We start from the raw sequence: 14,054 nt of genomic DNA, 5'->3' as shown, positions 1-14,054 counted from the left end.
CCGCGTGAGCGCCGCTACCGCGCACGATCGCGAACGGCACCGGCCCCGGCACGGCATCCGCGCCCGCATCGGCTCGCCCCGCCCCCGGGACCTCTGGCTCGCCTTCGCCGTCTGCCACCTGTGGCTCATCACGCTCAACCTCATCGGCCCCACCTCCGCGCTCGGCGACGTCACGGGCATCTACCGGTGGTGGATGCAGCAGGGCCTCGGCGGCGGCGGCTGGGTCGGCGTCGACGAGCCGTGGGTGTACCCGATCCTCGCGGCCGTGCCCATGCTCATCGCGCGCCTCGGCGGCGGCGAATTCTACGGCACGGTCTGGATGCTGCTCGTCGTCGCCGTCGACGCCGCGGCGTTCGCCCTGCTCCTCCGCCGCTGCCGCGGCCGCAGCGTCCGGCCCGCCTGGTGGTGGCTCGGCTTCCTCGTGGCGCTCGGCCCGATCGGGCTGGGACGCATCGACGCGATCACCGTGCCGCTCGCCCTCGCCGGCCTGCTGCTCGTCGTGGCGCGGCCGGCGCTCGCGGCTGTCCTGCTGACGATCGGCACGTGGATGAAGGTGTGGCCGGCCGCGCTGCTCATGGCAGCGCTCGCCTCCCGCCGCGCGACCTCGCGCGCCTCGCACGCGATCGTCGCGGCGACCATCGGCACGTCGGCCGTCGTCGTGGCCGGCGCCCTCGCGCTCGGCAGCGGCGGCAACGTCCTCGGGTTCGTGGGCCAGCAGACCGGGCGCGGGCTCCAGGTGGAGTCGTCGGCGGCGGTCTACCACCTCTGGCGCATCGTCTTCGGCGACGACGACTACCGCGTCTACCACGACACCCGGCTGCTCGCCTTCCAGGTGTCGGGCCCCGGAGTCGACGCGGTCGCGGCCGCCCTCACGCCGGTCATGGTGGCCGTCGTGGTCGGCGTGCTGCTCCTCGGCGTGCACGCCGCCCACCGCGGGGCCTCCGCCGCGGCGCTACTCGGGCCGCTGTCGCTCGGGCTGGTGACCGCGCTGATCCTCACGAACAAGGTGGGGTCGCCGCAGTACGTGAGCTGGATCGCCGTGCCCGTCATCGTCATCCTGGCGCACGACCGCGCGGACAGCCGGCTGTCTGTCGTCGTGACGCGCCTCGCCCTCGTCGCCGCGGCGCTCACGCAGCTCATCTACCCGTACGCCTACCCGCTGCTGCTCGACGCGTCCCCCGTGCTGGTGGCGGTCATCACCGTGCGCGACCTCGCGGAGCTCGGGCTCCTGGCCGCGGCCGTGGTGCAGCTCGTGGCGCTCGGACGACGGCGGGCGGCGGACGCGGTCGGCTCCTCGGACGCGGTCGGCCGCGTCCGCCGCGACCGGCCCGCCGTGTCGGACGCGACGGGGGCGATCCCCGTGACCGCCGGCCCCTAGATGTACCCGGCCATGACGTTGGTGACACTTCGGGGCGTGTGAGGAGGCCTCCTGGCTTGATGGAGCTGTCTAGTTCTGCCACTGCCAGGAGGCCTCGATGTCCCACGCTAATGCTCGTCTGACGGTTCACGGGAGGGTTCTCCTCGTGCGGCGGGTGGTCGAGGATCGTCGGCCGGTCTCGCATGTCGCGCGCGAACTCGGTGTGTCGCGTCAGTGCGCGCATCGGTGGGTGAATCGGTTCCGGTCCGAGGGTTTCGAAGGCTTGTCGGACCGGTCCTCGAGGCCGAGACGGGTGCCGACGAGGACGAGCCCGGAACGAGAACGAGCCGTCGTGGAAGCGAGGACCCGATTGCGATCAGGTCCTGCCCGGTTGGCGCCGGTGACCGGTGTTCCAGCCCGCACGATCTCCCGCGTCCTGCGGCGGCACGGGGCACCGCCGTTGGCATGGTTGGACCCCGTCACCGGGGCCGTGATCCGGGCATCCCGGTCGACGGCAAACCGGTACGAGCATGAGCATCCCGGCGACCTGATCCACGTCGACGTGAAGAAGCTCGGCCGGATCCCGGACGGCGGCGGCTGGCGGGCGCATGGCCGCAGCGAACAGGTTCGTGGTCGTGGGATCGGGTTCGATTACGTCCACGCCGTGGTCGATGACCACACCCGCCTCGCCTACGCGGAGATCCACCCGGACGAGAAGGGCGTGACCGCGGCAGGGTTCCTGACCCGGGCCGCGGCGTACTTCGCCGAGCACGGCATCACCCGCATCGAACGGGTCCTGACGGACAACGCGTTCGCCTACCGGCACTCGGCCGCGTTCCAGAACGCGGTCACGCAGCTCGGTGCGAGGCAGAAGTTCATCCGCCCGCACTGCCCCTGGCAGAACGGCAAGGTCGAACGCTTCAACCGCACCCTCGCGACCGAGTGGGCCTACCGGCAACCCTTCACCAGCAACCAAGCCAGAACCGACGCCCTTGATCCGTGGATCCAGCACTACAACACTGAACGAATCCACTCGAGCCACGGGCTGACGCCCGCGGCCCGAGTGTCACCAACGTCATGACTCAGTACACCTAGACCGGGCGGCCCGATCCGGGGCGTCCCGCCTCAGAGGCCGAGCAGCCGCTCGAGCGCCGGGTCCTCGAGGGTGTCGAGCACCAGATCCGCGCCCGCGTCGCGCAGCTCGTCGGCCGAGTAGTGGCCGCTCGCGACGCCCACCGCGGTCGCGCCCGCGTCATGCGCGGAGGTGATGTCGTTCGGGGTGTCGCCGACGACGAGCACCTGCTCACGCGCGGGCTCGGCGCCGCGGAGCGTGCCCGCGGTCGCGATCGCGCGGCGCACGACGTCGACGCGGTCGGGCGAGTCGGATCCGTACGCGCCGAACACGAAGAAGCGGCCGAGCCGGGCGGGCTCCATCTTCGTGCGGGCCGCGCCCTCCATCGCGCCGGAGACGACGCCGAGGACCACGCCCGCGTCGGCGAGCCGGTCGAGCAGCGCCTCGGCGCCGTCGAGCACGCGGTAGCCCTCGGAGACGCGGATGTCGTCGGCGAGGTGGCGGAGGTAGGAGGCGTAGAGGCGGGCGAGCTCGGCGGGCTCCGGGTCCCGGCCGATCACGGCGCGGAACGTCGCGGTGCCGACTTGCGGATCCGTCTCCCCCGCCGACGAGTGCTCGCCGATGTCGGCCTCGACGTCGTGCAGGTCGCGGAACGCCATCGCCCAGCTGCGGGCGCCGGAACCGCCCGTGTGGATGAGGGTCTCGTCGATGTCGAAGAGGACGGCGGGCGGGGTGGATGCGATGTCGGCCATGGATCCATCGTGCTCCGGCGCGCGCGACGCGCCCAGGCTCAGGAGCGGCGCGCGCGCATCCGCTCGGTCGTGCGCGCGATGACGCGCAGGCTGTCGATGAGCGTCGCGATCTGCTCGCGGCTGAGGTCGGCGAGCACCTCGTCCTCGTCGGCGACGAGGCGGCGCATGGCCCGGTCGACGCGCTCGATGCCGAACGGCGTGAGCACCACGAGCCGGCTGCGGCCGCCCGCGGGATCCTCCTCGCGCGTGATGAAGGAGCGCGCGGTCAGCCGGTTCACCCGGTGCACGAGGCTGCCGGTGTCGGTGCCGAGCCGCTCGGCGAGGCCGGCGCGCGTGAGGCCCGCGTCGCCCTGCTGGCGGAGCACCGAGAGGAACTCGAACTCGCTCGTCGTGAGGCCCTCGGCGGCGAACGCGCCCTCGCGGATCCGCTGCATCTGCGGCAGCAGGCGCCGCAGCCGCGACACCACGTCGAGCGGCGCGAAGTCGACGTCGGGCATGGCCGCACCCCACGCGTCGATCACCAGGTCGACGTCGTCGTCATCCTTCATCGGGACTCCCACCGTCGCGTCCACGGTACCCGGGACGACGACGGCCCGCGGCCCGGTGGGGGCTCGGCGGAGCCGGACGCCGATGTCGCCGGGCGTCGCGGACCGCGGATCCGCCACCGGGCTCCGGCAGGATGTGCGCATGACCCGGCCGCTGCAGCTCCCCGACCGCCCGCTGGTGCTCGACGGCGGCCTCGGCACGCTGCTGGAGGCGCGCGGGCACGACCTGTCGGATCCGCTGTGGAGCGCGCGCGTGCTCGCCGACGAGCCCGACGCGGTGCGGGCGGCGCACGCCGAGTTCTTCCGCGTCGGGGCGGACGTCGCGATCACGGCGTCGTACCAGGTGGGCTTCGCGGCCTTCGCGGCGCGCGGGCTGAGCGCGGCGGACACCGGGGAGCTGCTGCGGGCGAGCGTGCGGCTCGCGGCCGAGGCGCGGGACGAGGTCGCGCGCGAGGACGCTCCCGGCGCCGCCCGCGACCGCTGGGTCGCCGCGTCCGTCGGCCCCTACGGCGCGACCCTCGGCGACGGCTCCGAGTACGCCGGATCCAGCGGCCTCACGCGCGCGGAGCTCCGCCGCTGGCACGCCCCGCGGTTCGCCGTGCTCGCCGACTCCGGCGCCGACCTGCTCGCCTGCGAGACGATCCCGAGCCTCGACGAGGGCCGCGCTCTCGTGGACCTCGCGCGCGGCTCGGGCGCGTCCGCGTGGCTCGCGTTCACGGTCGCGGGCGGCCGGCTGCGGTCCGGCGAGCCGATGGCCGAGGGGTTCCGGCTCGCGGAGGGGGCCGACGAGGTCGTGGCCGTGGGGATCAACTGCGCGCACCCCGAGGAGGTGCCGGCCGCGATCGCCGCGGCCCGGAGCGTCACCGACCGGCCGGTGGTCGTCTACCCGAACTCCGGCGAGCGCTGGGACGCGGTCGCGCGCGGCTGGGGCGGCGACCCGGCGCTGCCGTCCGTCGACGCGTGGATCGAGGCGGGCGCGTCGCTCGTCGGCGGGTGCTGCCGGGTGGGACCCGACGAGATCCGGCGCATGCGGGACGCGCTGCGCTGAGGCCGCGCGCACGACGACGGCCCGCCCCCGCGAGGGGACGGGCCGTCGTGGCGTGCGGATCCGCGTCGGGTGCGGATCCGCGTCGGGTGCGGATCCGGGCGGATCAGGCTCCCGCGACCGCCTGGCGGAGGCCGTCGGCGAGCGACGCGGTGGGGCGGCCGAGGAGGCGCGCGAGGTCGCCCGTCTCGTCGTCGAGCTGGCCCGCGCGCGTGGCGGCGTCGAGGCCCACGACGAAGCCGACGGTGCCCTCGTCGAGGCCGGCGCCGCCGAGGATCCGCGCGTGCTCCTCCGCGGAGACCTGCGAGACGGGGACGGGCTGGCCGAGGATGCCGGAGATCGCCTGCGCGAGGTCGTCCTGGGTCCAGCGCTCGTCGCCCGCGAGCTCGAGGGTCTGCCCGGCGAGCGAGTCGTCGAGGGCCGCGACCGCGGTGGCCTCGGCGAGCTCGGCGATGGTGGCGCTGGCGACGCGGCCGTCGCCCGCGCTCGTGAGGAGCGCGCCGGACTGCTTCACGGCGTCGACCGTGCCCGCGTAGTTCTCGGTGTACCAGCCGTTGCGGAGGAGCGTGACGGGGACGCCGGAGGCGGCGAGCACCTCCTCGGTGGCCTTGTGCTCGCCCGCGATGAAGAGCTCGGTGGTGCTGGCGCGGAGGACGCTCGTGTAGAGGATCCGGCCGACGCCCGCGGCCTTCGCGGCCTCGATGACGGTGGTGTGCTGCGGCACGCGCTGGCCGACCTCGCTGCCGGAGACGAGCACGAGGGTGTCGCCGGGCTGGATCGCGGCGGCGACGCTGCCGGCGTCGGTGTAGTCGAGGCGCGCGGTGCGGACGCCCTGCGCGGCGAGGTCGGCGAGGGCCTCGGGGCGGCGCGCGGTGGCGAGCACGTCGGAGGCGGCGGCGCCGCGGGCGAGGAGGGACGCGACGATGCGCGATCCGAGGCGGCCGGTGGCGGCGGTGACGACGATGGTCATGGGATGCCTTTCGAGTCGGGAGGAGCGGTACGCCGGGGTCAACGACTCCGTCAACGAGTACCTTCCCACAGGGAGGTACCTACCTTCTGGTAAGTTGTGCAATGTGACGCAGATGAGCTTCCGGGTGACCCGCGACCGGCCCGGAGTGACCGAGGGCCGCTACCCCGCGAGCTGCCCGTCGCGCACCCTGCTCGACCACATCACGAGCAAGTGGGGCGTGCTCGTGCTCCTCGCGCTCGGGGAGCGGTCGCGCCGCTGGGGCGAGCTGCGCCGCGAGGTCGAGGGCATCAGCGAGAAGATGCTCGCCTCCACCCTGCGCACCCTCGCTGACGACGGGCTCGTGCTCCGCGAGGCGCAGCCCACCATCCCGCCGCGGGTCGACTACCGGCTCACCGAGCTCGGCCACGAGGTGAGCGCCCGGCTCGTGCCGCTGATGGACCTCGTGATGGACGTCACCGAGGACACGTCGCCCCTGGCGTCCCGCCGACCCTAGGCTGGATCCGGCAGCCGGGATCCGGCGCCCCCGCCGCGCGCCACGGCGCCACCCGGCCAGAGAGAGATCACGACGATGCCCTCCCCGTCCGCGCCGACGCTGTCGCGCACGCCCGCCCCGACCCGCGACGTCCGCCGCGCGCGCGTCGCCGTCGGGATCCTCTTCTTCACCAACGGCGCGATCTTCGCGAACCTCCTGCCGCGCTACCCGTCGATCAAGGCCGAGCTCGGGCTCGCCAACGTCGAGTTCGGGGCCGCGGTCGCCGCGTCGCCGCTGGGCGCGCTCATCGCCGGGCTCGCGGCGGGCGTGCTCATCCGCCGGTACCGGTCGGCGCGCGTGGCGGTCGCGGCGACCGTGGTGGCCTCCATCGGGATCCTGCTGGCCGGCCTCGCGCCCGGCTGGCTCGTGCTCGCGGGCGCCCTCTTCCTCGCGGGCGCCATGGACTCCATCACCGACGTCGCGCAGAACTCGCACGCGCTGCGGGTGCAGCGGCTGTACGGGCGCTCGATCATCAACTCGTTCCACGCGGTCTGGTCCATCGGCGCGGTCGCGGGCGGGATCATGGGCGCGGCGGCCGCGCAGATCCGGATGCCGCTCCTCGTGCACCTCTCCATCTCGGCCGTGCTGTTCAGCGCGCTGGCCATGCTGTCGCTGCTGTGGCTGCTGAAGGGGCCGGAGCCGGAGCCCGGCGAGGGCGGCGCCGCGCACGCGCACGCGCACGATCCCGAGGGCGACGTCGCGCGCGCCGCCTCCCCGCGCGCCCTCGGCCTCGTCGCGAAGTACGGCGTGCTGCTCGCGCTCGTGATCATCGCGTCCGGCGGCGCCATCGTCGAGGACGCCGGCAGCTCCTGGTCGGCCATCTACCTCTCGGGCGACCTCGGCGCGAGCGCGTTCGTCGCGGGCCTCGGCTTCATCTCGCTCCAGGGCATGCAGTTCGTCGGCCGGATGCTCGGCGACCGCATGGTGGACCGCTTCGGCCAGCGCGCCATCGCGCGCCTCGGTGGCGTGCTCGTGCTCGTCGGCATGGGCGCCGCGCTCGCGTTCCCGAGCATCCCCGGCACCATCGTCGGCTTCGGCGTCGCGGGCTTCGGCGTCGCGACCCTGATCCCCGCGGCCATGCAGGCCGCGGACGAGCTGCCCGGCTTCCGGCCCGGCACCGGCCTCACGATCGTCGGCTGGCTGCTGCGCGTCGGCTTCCTCGTCTCGCCGCCCGTGGTCGGTGCCATCGCCGACGCGTCGTCGCTCCGCTTCGGCCTGATCTTCATCCCGGCGGCCGGGCTCCTCGTGCTCGTGTTCTCGCGCGTGCTCGCGACCCGGCGGGCGCACCCGGCGGCGCAGGCGCTGCCGGGCGGGTAGCCGGAGGCGAGGATCACGCCGGCGGACGACCGGCGTCGCGCACGCGGGCGTCGGCGTGGAGGAGCGGACAAGCGGGTGTGAAAACCTGCCATTCGAGTGGTGTTCACGTCACGATCGGGTAACGTACGCCGAGTATCAGCGGCAACAGGATGGGGTTCGCATGGTCACCGTGTCGACTCCGACCCTGCATGACCGCCTCGCCGGCGCACCGGCGCTCGGGTTGCTGGTGAAGCTCGTCGCTCTGATCGCCCTGGTCGTGGGCCTCGTCGTGATGAGCCCGACCGCGCAGGGCTGGGGTGAGTCCCTGGGCACGCCGCACGTGCATTCCGCTGATGATCTGCATGCCCATGGCACCGGCCACGGTGTCGCCGACAGCCGCTCGGACGTCGCGGTGGAACCGGCCTTCGTCACCGAAGCGGCTGCGTCCGACGCCTTCTCCTCCGCTGCGCTCGGCGGCGTGGTCCTGGCGGCATCCGCCAGCATGATGCTCCTCGCAGCGCTGGGCATCGCGATCCTCCGGGCACTCCGGAGCGCCCCGCACGTCGACGACCCGCTGAGCCGTCGGCTTCTCCCACGCATCGCCGCCGCAGCGGCGTGGCCGCCGTCCCCGCCGACGCCTACCGCGCTGTCCGTCTTCCGCATCTGACCCGTCCTGCATCGACCAGAGACCCGGGCTGCCCCGCGGCGCTGTGCGCTGCACGGGCGTGGCCCTGCCATCCCGATTGCATGAACAGGACCAGACAGACGATGAAGAACACCACCCCTCTGCTTCGCGCCGGCATCGCCCTCGCGGCCGCGCTGACGCTGACCGGTTGCGCCGTCCATGACACCGAGACGACACCTGCCCCCAGCGCTTCCGCGTCCGAGGAGGCCACCGCTGAGCAGGTCAACGATGCGGACGAGATGTTCGTGCAGATGATGCGCCCGCACCACGAGCAGGCCATCGAGGTGAGCGACATGCTCCTGGCCAAGACCGGCATCAGCCCCGAGGTGACCGCCCTGGCGACGGAGATCAAGGAAGCGCAGCTCCCGGAGATCGAGCGGCTGACCGCGTGGGCGGATCAGTGGGGCATCGATCGGATGTCCGGCATGGACCACAGCATGGGCGGCATGATGTCCGACTCCGACATGCAGGATCTCGACGCCGCCGAAGGCTCGGACGCTGAGCGGTTGTTCCTCAGCCAGATGATCGAGCACCACACCGGCGCCATCGAGATGGCGCAGACCGAGATCGACGACGGCCAGGACCCGGACGCGAGCGAGATGGCGGAAGGCATCGTCGCCACGCAGGAGGACGAGATCTCCCGCATGCGCGCGCTCCTCGACTCCTGACTCCTCCTATCTTCTCCGCTCTCCGCAGCGCGGACGGTCACATCGTGATGCCGTCATGCCTGCCTGCCCCCGAAAGGCACCCGATGCACAACGAGACACCCCCCACGCGCAGGCCGAGCAGGCGCGATGCCCGCGTCATCCCGCCGGCCCGCGCCGCTTCCCCCCGACGCGCGAGCTTCGAACACCCCGAGCCCGCCCCGGTCACCCGCCGCCCACTCACCTGGCAGCAGGAAGCGCGCCGCCGAGCCCGCACCGTCCAGACGCACACGACGCCAGCAGCGAGCGTGCGGCGCACCGGCACCAGCCCGTGGAAGACCGCCGTCGGCGCGATGCTCGCCGCCGGCGCGATCGCCGTGACGCACGGCCTCCCGGCGTATGCCATCCCGGATGACATCACCGGTGGCGCCGTGGCCTTCCATGACCCGGCGACCGGTGAGATCCAGACCTTGCAAGTCGACGGAGCCGCCTACACCGTCACCAGCGAGCAGGGCTTCTCCGTCACGCTGCCGCCGCCTCCGCCGCCGCCGCCCGTCGTTCCCGCCCAGACGCTCAGCACCACGTCCGGTGCCAGCGCCGTGCGGTCCGCCGTCCCCGCGGGCACCGAGGTGCGCTGGCCGATCCCGTCGTCGATGCGCATCTCGAGCCCCTACGGCCCACGCGCCTCCCCGTGCTCGGGCTGCTCGTCCAACCACCAGGGCCTGGACTTCGCCCCCGGGAACGGCGCCGGCATCCAGTCCATCGCTCGAGGCGTCGTCCGACAGGTCGTGAGCTCCAACTCGGGGCTCGGCGTCCACGTCGTCATCGATCACGAGATCGACGGGACGCGGATCAGCAGCACGTACGCCCACATGCAGTTCGGCTCCGTCCCCCTGCGCGCCGGACAGGTCGTCGAAGCAGGCGACCCTGTGGGACGGGTCGGCACCACCGGCGCCAGCACTGGCCCGCACCTGCACTTCGAGCTCGCCTACGGCTCCACGCGCATCGACCCCTATCAGTGGCTCAGCACCCACGTCCGATGAGATCCAGGCCGTGCGGGCCCGCCCCCTGCGGCATGCCCGCACGGACCTCGAGCTCGCCCACCGACGCGGAGCGCTCGCGCTCCGATGCCCCCACCGCGCGACTCGCGAATGCACGCGGATCCGCTCACGGGCTCCTGCGAGTGCGGGCGCCGGAGCGGGCCGCCGCGGGAGAGTGGGCGCACGCCACCCGATGCGCCACCCGAGAGGATCGCCATGCCGACCGACCTGCCCGGAGGGCTCTTCCCGCTCGCCCACGACCTCACCGTCACGCGCTTCGGCTACGGCGCCATGCAGCTCGCGGGGCCGCGCGTGTTCGGGCCGCCCGCGGATCCGGACGCCGCCCGCGCCGTGCTGCGCGAGGCCGTCGCACTCGGGATCACGCACATCGACACGGCCGACTTCTACGGCCCCGGCCACACGAACGCGCTCATCGAGGAGGCGCTGTTCCCGTACCCGGAGCGCCTGCACATCGTGACCAAGGTCGGATCCCTGCGCGACGCGAAGGGCCGCTGGCCGCAGGCGCTCTCCGCGGGCGAGCTCCGCCAGGCCGTCTACGACAACCTCACGCACCTCACGCTCGACGTGCTCGACGTCGTGAACCTCCGCGTCGGCGCGTTCGACAGCCCGACCGACGGATCCATCGAGGAGCCGTTCACGGCGCTCGCCGAGCTGCGGCAGGAGGGGCTGATCCGGCACCTCGGCGTGAGCAACGTGACCGCCGCGCAGGTGGCCGAGGCTCGCGCAATCGCGCCGATCGTGAGCGTGCAGAACCACTACAACCTGGCCCGCCGCGACGACGACGCGCTCATCGACGAGCTGGCCGCGGACGGCATCGCCTACGTGCCGTACTTCCCGCTCGGCGGGTTCTCGCCACTGCAGTCGGAGACGCTGGCGCGCGTGGCCGCCGACCTCGGATCCGCGCCGCTGCCCGTCGCCCTCGCGTGGCTGCTGCAGCGGTCGCCGAACGTGCTCGTGATCGCGGGCACGTCGTCGGTGGAGCACCTGCGCGAGAACGTGGCGGGCGCGCGGATCCGGCTGCCCGAGGACGCGCTCGCGGAGCTGGAGGGGATCGGCGGATGAGCCCGCGGCCCCGACCGCCCGGCACACGGCGCGTCAGGTCGCGGCGGTCCGCTCCCCCGCTGCTGGTGGGCGTGGTGGTGGCCGGGGAGGCGATCGGGCCGATCGGCGCGGCCGGTGCGGCGCTCATCATCGCGGCGTCGTACGCGGGCCAGGCGATCGAGCGGCGGCACCGGGCGCGTGTCGGCGCGGCTCCCGGCTCGGTCGGCCAGGATGGCGGCATGCCCTCGCGCGCCCCGGCCGACCGGTCCCTGGATCCCGCCGCATGACCGCCCCCGACCCCGGCCCCGCCCCCGGCTCGCCGCCTGACGACCGCCGCTTCCCGCGGAGCGTCTACCGCGCGGGCGCCGAGCCCGACGTGCGGTTCACGCTCGCGAACGAGCGCACGTTCCTCGCCTGGATCCGCACCTCGCTCGCCCTCATCGCCGGCGGCGTCGCGCTCGAGGCGCTGGGGCTCGGGCTGCAGCCGGGGTTCCGGCTCGCGGCCTCGATCGTCCTGATCGTCACCGGGATCGCCACGCCCGCCCAGGCGTGGGTCGGCTGGATGCGCACCGAGCGCGCCCTGCGCCGCGACCGCCCGCTGCCGTCCGCCGCGCTGTCGCTGCCGCTCGGGATCGCCGTGGTCGCCGCAGGGGCGCTCGTGCTGCTGGGCGTGCTGACGGCGTGAGCGTCCCGGATCCGTCCGCCGATCCCGCCGGCCGCCCCTTCGACCCCGGCCTCCAGCCCGAGCGCACGGCCCTCGCGTGGCGGCGCACGGCGCTCGCGCTCGTCGCCGGATCCCTGCTCGGGCTGCGCGTGCTCCCGACGCTCCTCGGCGCGGCGGGCCTGGTCGTCGCCGCGGCCGGGGTTGTGGCCTCCGTCGCCGTGCTCGCGACCGCGCACCGCCGCTACCGCCGGGTGCACCTGATCCTCACCTCGGCATCCGCGGGCCACGGCAGCACCGCGCTCCCCGGCGGCGCGCTCCCCGCGCTCGTGGCGACGCTCACCGCGTGCGCCGGTCTGGCCGCGCTGGCCCTGGCGCTCGCCCGCTGAGCCGCCGGCGGATCCGGGCGCACCGCCCTAGATGTACCCGGCCATGACGTTGGTGACACTTCGGGGCGTGTGAGGAGGCCTCCTGGCTTGATGGAGCTGTCTAGTTCTGCCACTGCCAGGAGGCCTCGATGTCCCACGCTAATGCTCGTCTGACGGTTCACGGGAGGGTTCTCCTCGTGCGGCGGGTGGTCGAGGATCGTCGGCCGGTCTCGCATGTCGCGCGCGAACTCGGTGTGTCGCGTCAGTGCGCGCATCGGTGGGTGAATCGGTTCCGGTCCGAGGGCTTCGAAGGCTTGTCGGACCGGTCCTCGAGGCCGAGACGGGTGCCGACGAGGACGAGCCCGGAACGAGAACGAGCCGTCGTGGAAGCGAGGACCCGATTGCGATCAGGTCCTGCCCGGTTGGCGCCGGTGACCGGTGTTCCAGCCCGCACGATCTCCCGCATCCTGCGGCGGCACGGGGCACCGCCGTTGGCATGGTTGGACCCCGTCACCGGGGCCGTGATCCGGGCATCCCGGTCGACGGCAAACCGGTACGAGCATGAGCATCCCGGCGACCTGATCCACGTCGACGTGAAGAAGCTCGGCCGGATCCCGGACGGCGGCGGCTGGCGGGCGCATGGCCGCAGCGAACAGGTTCGTGGTCGTGGGATCGGGTTCGATTACGTCCACGCCGTGGTCGATGACCACACCCGCCTCGCCTACGCGGAGATCCACCCGGACGAGAAGGGCGTGACCGCGGCAGGGTTCCTGACCCGGGCCGCGGCGTACTTCGCCGAGCACGGCATCACCCGCATCGAACGGGTCCTGACGGACAACGCGTTCGCCTACCGGCACTCGGCCGCGTTCCAGAACGCGGTCACGCAGCTCGGTGCGAGGCAGAAGTTCATCCGCCCGCACTGCCCCTGGCAGAACGGCAAGGTCGAACGCTTCAACCGCACCCTCGCGACCGAGTGGGCCTACCGGCAACCCTTCACCAGCAACCAAGCCAGAACCGACGCCCTTGATCCGTGGATCCAGCACTACAACACTGAACGAATCCACTCGAGCCACGGGCTGACGCCCGCGGCCCGAGTGTCACCAACGTCATGACTCAGTACACCTAGAAGGCGGGCACCAGCACCTCGCGCACGAAGTCCTCGTAGGAACGCGGCGCATGCCCGAGGACGGCGGTGAGACGCGCGATGGCCTCGGGGCTCCCGATCAGCCCGTCCCGCTGGAAGCCGGAGTACATGCGCTCGTAGTCGTACACGAGCCAGGCGGGCATGGAGGCCAGGGACGACTCGCGCCAGGCCACCAGGTCGTCTCCCCCGTACGTCACGGTCGTCCCGAGGGCGTCGGACAGCGCGGTGGCCGTCGCCTCGCCGGTCCACGCGGCCGGGCCGGCCACGTCGATCGGCCCGGCGACCTCCGATCCCGCGGTCAGGGCGCTCACCGCGACCTCGGCGATGTCGCGCACATCCACTCGCGAGACGCCCGTCCCGCCGAGGGGCTGGGGGTACACGCCGTCGCGGATCGCGTCGAGGTACCAGACGTCGTTCTGGAAGAAGTTGTTGACCCGCAGGAAGCAGACCTCGACGCCGCTGTGCACGAGGAGGGACTCCACCGCCAGCTTCGCGGAGTTGTGGGGCACCTGCGGCGCCCGGTCGAGGTCCTGGACGGAGAGGTAGACGATCCGGCGGACTCCCGCCGCCACCGCGTGGTCCACCGCGACGGTCGTCTCGTACAGCTCGGTCGGCGTCCCCGTCAGGGCCAGGAACACCTGCTGGACGCCGTCGAAGGCCGGCATCGCGGCGAAGGGATCGCCCAGATCCCCCACCACGCCCTCGACGCCGTCGGGGAGGCCGGTGAGCCGCTGCGCGTCGCGGCTCATCACCCGCAGTCCGGTCATGCCCCGGCGGAGGGCCTCGGCGATGACGGCCGAGCCGACCGTCCCGGTCCCGCCGATGATCAGGGTTCGTGCGTCGTCCATGGTGATCCTCCTCGTCTGCTCCATCGGTGCGCG

At 73.4% G+C, this 14,054-nt stretch carries 17 protein-coding genes; 13 read left to right on the top strand and 4 right to left on the bottom strand.

Annotation, left to right across the window (positions count from 1 at the left end; all coding sequences use genetic code 11):
• Positions 1-4: 4 nt before the first annotated feature.
• Positions 5-1,378 carry a glycosyltransferase 87 family protein gene (locus B5P21_RS02090; protein ID WP_246865234.1) on the top strand — a complete coding sequence of 458 codons (1,374 nt, stop codon included), beginning with the start codon at positions 5-7 and terminating at the stop codon, positions 1,376-1,378.
• A 97-nt stretch (positions 1,379-1,475) separates the two neighbouring features.
• Positions 1,476-2,438: an IS481-like element IS1122 family transposase gene (locus tag B5P21_RS02085; RefSeq protein WP_045526325.1), complete on the top strand. Its 963-nt coding sequence runs from the start codon at positions 1,476-1,478 to the stop codon at positions 2,436-2,438.
• A gap of 44 nt (positions 2,439-2,482) precedes the next feature.
• On the opposite strand, the gene B5P21_RS02080 is transcribed toward B5P21_RS02085, so the two are convergent.
• Both B5P21_RS02080 and B5P21_RS02075 read right to left on the bottom strand, forming a co-directional pair.
• Positions 2,483-3,181 (bottom strand): HAD family hydrolase, encoded by a 699-nt coding sequence (locus tag B5P21_RS02080; protein WP_045529904.1) that lies wholly within the window; start codon positions 3,179-3,181, stop codon positions 2,483-2,485.
• 38 nt (positions 3,182-3,219) lie between these two features.
• On the bottom strand, positions 3,220-3,729 hold the full coding sequence (locus B5P21_RS02075; protein WP_015491389.1) for a MarR family winged helix-turn-helix transcriptional regulator: 510 nt from the start codon (positions 3,727-3,729) through the stop codon (positions 3,220-3,222).
• Between the two features lie 139 nt (positions 3,730-3,868).
• On the opposite strand from B5P21_RS02075, the gene mmuM reads away from it, so the two are divergent.
• A complete protein-coding gene (mmuM, locus tag B5P21_RS02070; protein ID WP_045530635.1) occupies positions 3,869-4,774 on the top strand; it encodes a homocysteine S-methyltransferase in 906 nt (301 codons plus the stop codon).
• Between the two features lie 103 nt (positions 4,775-4,877).
• Here the strand turns inward: mmuM and B5P21_RS02065 are convergent, their stop codons facing one another.
• Positions 4,878-5,741, bottom strand: a complete 864-nt coding sequence (locus tag B5P21_RS02065) for an NAD(P)H-binding protein (protein ID WP_045529905.1) — start codon at positions 5,739-5,741, stop codon at positions 4,878-4,880.
• A gap of 112 nt (positions 5,742-5,853) precedes the next feature.
• Between B5P21_RS02065 and B5P21_RS02060 the strand changes: the two genes are divergently transcribed.
• The 10 genes from B5P21_RS02060 to B5P21_RS02015 all read left to right on the top strand — a co-directional run bounded on the left by B5P21_RS02060 (position 5,854) and on the right by B5P21_RS02015 (position 13,141).
• Positions 5,854-6,234, top strand: a complete 381-nt coding sequence (locus B5P21_RS02060; RefSeq protein WP_045530637.1) for a winged helix-turn-helix transcriptional regulator — start codon at positions 5,854-5,856, stop codon at positions 6,232-6,234.
• A gap of 75 nt (positions 6,235-6,309) precedes the next feature.
• A complete protein-coding gene (locus B5P21_RS02055) occupies positions 6,310-7,590 on the top strand; it encodes an MFS transporter (RefSeq protein WP_045529906.1) in 1,281 nt (426 codons plus the stop codon).
• Positions 7,591-7,750: 160 nt separating this feature from the next.
• Positions 7,751-8,236 (top strand): hypothetical protein, encoded by a 486-nt coding sequence (locus tag B5P21_RS02050; protein WP_045529907.1) that lies wholly within the window; start codon positions 7,751-7,753, stop codon positions 8,234-8,236.
• Positions 8,237-8,337: 101 nt separating this feature from the next.
• The gene (locus B5P21_RS02045) at positions 8,338-8,922 is read left to right on the top strand and encodes a DUF305 domain-containing protein (RefSeq protein WP_045529908.1); all 585 of its coding nucleotides are present in this window, start codon (positions 8,338-8,340) and stop codon (positions 8,920-8,922) included.
• A 284-nt stretch (positions 8,923-9,206) separates the two neighbouring features.
• Positions 9,207-9,941, top strand: coding sequence for a M23 family metallopeptidase (locus tag B5P21_RS02040; protein WP_165770595.1), 735 nt, complete (start codon positions 9,207-9,209; stop codon positions 9,939-9,941).
• 213 nt (positions 9,942-10,154) lie between these two features.
• Entirely contained in the window at positions 10,155-11,021 is an 867-nt protein-coding gene (locus B5P21_RS02035; protein WP_045529909.1) for an oxidoreductase, read from the top strand.
• Positions 11,018-11,287 carry a hypothetical protein gene (locus tag B5P21_RS02030; protein ID WP_236688728.1) on the top strand — a complete coding sequence of 90 codons (270 nt, stop codon included), beginning with the start codon at positions 11,018-11,020 and terminating at the stop codon, positions 11,285-11,287. The genes B5P21_RS02035 and B5P21_RS02030 overlap by 4 nt, the downstream gene beginning before the upstream one ends.
• The gene (locus B5P21_RS02025; protein WP_094170702.1) at positions 11,284-11,685 is read left to right on the top strand and encodes a YidH family protein; all 402 of its coding nucleotides are present in this window, start codon (positions 11,284-11,286) and stop codon (positions 11,683-11,685) included. The genes B5P21_RS02030 and B5P21_RS02025 overlap by 4 nt, the downstream gene beginning before the upstream one ends.
• On the top strand, positions 11,682-12,050 hold the full coding sequence (locus tag B5P21_RS02020; RefSeq protein WP_045529912.1) for a DUF202 domain-containing protein: 369 nt from the start codon (positions 11,682-11,684) through the stop codon (positions 12,048-12,050). Before B5P21_RS02025 ends, B5P21_RS02020 begins: the two co-directional genes overlap by 4 nt.
• A gap of 128 nt (positions 12,051-12,178) precedes the next feature.
• Positions 12,179-13,141, top strand: coding sequence for an IS481-like element IS1122 family transposase (locus B5P21_RS02015; RefSeq protein WP_045530803.1), 963 nt, complete (start codon positions 12,179-12,181; stop codon positions 13,139-13,141).
• A gap of 10 nt (positions 13,142-13,151) precedes the next feature.
• Here B5P21_RS02015 and B5P21_RS02010 read toward each other — a convergent pair whose 3' ends face one another.
• Positions 13,152-14,021, bottom strand: coding sequence for an SDR family oxidoreductase (locus tag B5P21_RS02010; protein WP_045529913.1), 870 nt, complete (start codon positions 14,019-14,021; stop codon positions 13,152-13,154).
• Between the last annotated feature and the right edge of the window lie 33 nt (positions 14,022-14,054).

Source organism: Clavibacter michiganensis subsp. insidiosus, from assembly GCF_002240565.1.
Lineage (GTDB): Bacteria > Actinomycetota > Actinomycetes > Actinomycetales > Microbacteriaceae > Clavibacter > Clavibacter insidiosus.
This window is presented reverse-complemented; position numbering and strand designations above follow the sequence as displayed.

What these genes read in the sequence shown, in the direction of transcription:
- B5P21_RS02085 (WP_045526325.1), top strand. Translation starts at nt 1,476, where the DNA reads ATGTCCCACGCTAATGCTCGTCTGACGGTTCACGGGAGGGTTCTCCTC.
- B5P21_RS02080 (WP_045529904.1), bottom strand. Translation starts at nt 3,181, where the DNA reads ATGGCCGACATCGCATCCACCCCGCCCGCCGTCCTCTTCGACATCGAC.
- B5P21_RS02075 (WP_015491389.1), bottom strand. Translation starts at nt 3,729, where the DNA reads ATGAAGGATGACGACGACGTCGACCTGGTGATCGACGCGTGGGGTGCG.
- mmuM (WP_045530635.1), top strand. Translation starts at nt 3,869, where the DNA reads ATGACCCGGCCGCTGCAGCTCCCCGACCGCCCGCTGGTGCTCGACGGC.
- B5P21_RS02065 (WP_045529905.1), bottom strand. Translation starts at nt 5,741, where the DNA reads ATGACCATCGTCGTCACCGCCGCCACCGGCCGCCTCGGATCGCGCATC.
- B5P21_RS02060 (WP_045530637.1), top strand. Translation starts at nt 5,854, where the DNA reads ATGAGCTTCCGGGTGACCCGCGACCGGCCCGGAGTGACCGAGGGCCGC.
- B5P21_RS02055 (WP_045529906.1), top strand. Translation starts at nt 6,310, where the DNA reads ATGCCCTCCCCGTCCGCGCCGACGCTGTCGCGCACGCCCGCCCCGACC.
- B5P21_RS02050 (WP_045529907.1), top strand. Translation starts at nt 7,751, where the DNA reads ATGGTCACCGTGTCGACTCCGACCCTGCATGACCGCCTCGCCGGCGCA.
- B5P21_RS02045 (WP_045529908.1), top strand. Translation starts at nt 8,338, where the DNA reads ATGAAGAACACCACCCCTCTGCTTCGCGCCGGCATCGCCCTCGCGGCC.
- B5P21_RS02035 (WP_045529909.1), top strand. Translation starts at nt 10,155, where the DNA reads ATGCCGACCGACCTGCCCGGAGGGCTCTTCCCGCTCGCCCACGACCTC.
- B5P21_RS02030 (WP_236688728.1), top strand. Translation starts at nt 11,018, where the DNA reads ATGAGCCCGCGGCCCCGACCGCCCGGCACACGGCGCGTCAGGTCGCGG.
- B5P21_RS02025 (WP_094170702.1), top strand. Translation starts at nt 11,284, where the DNA reads ATGACCGCCCCCGACCCCGGCCCCGCCCCCGGCTCGCCGCCTGACGAC.
- B5P21_RS02015 (WP_045530803.1), top strand. Translation starts at nt 12,179, where the DNA reads ATGTCCCACGCTAATGCTCGTCTGACGGTTCACGGGAGGGTTCTCCTC.
- B5P21_RS02010 (WP_045529913.1), bottom strand. Translation starts at nt 14,021, where the DNA reads ATGGACGACGCACGAACCCTGATCATCGGCGGGACCGGGACGGTCGGC.